This window comes from Haloferula sp. A504, assembly GCF_044385805.1.
Lineage (GTDB): Bacteria > Verrucomicrobiota > Verrucomicrobiia > Verrucomicrobiales > Akkermansiaceae > Haloferula.
On the sequence record NZ_JBISBU010000254.1, the window covers coordinates 1 to 301 of the forward strand.

Consider the following 301-nt stretch of genomic DNA (forward strand, 5'->3'; position numbering starts at 1 on the left):
GCGCCGCCCCTCCCTTCGAACCGGACGTGCGGATCTCCCGCATCCGGCTGTCCAGTCAGCGGTTTGCTCCGTTACGGAGACCGGCGGATTCCGACTTCCGGGCATCAAGCAGGCAGAAGAGCCCGAGGTCGGTGAAGTAGCGGTTGGGCCAGCGCTGGTGATCCCGTCCGCGCCCGCGCCCCTTTCCTCGGTGGCGCTTGCGCAGGATGGAGCGCAGTCTCATGCGCACCCATCCGTCGATCTCTCCCAGATGGCCGGGGCTTGCGTGTTTGAAGTAGCCATACCAACCCCGCAGCGTCCG

General features: G+C 66.8%; 1 protein-coding gene. It reads right to left on the reverse strand.

Annotation, left to right across the window (positions count from 1 at the left end):
* Positions 1-55: 55 nt before the first annotated feature.
* On the reverse strand, positions 56-301 hold a 246-nt coding region (locus ACG2LG_RS24385; RefSeq protein ID WP_396263529.1), incomplete at its 5' end, for a group II intron maturase-specific domain-containing protein.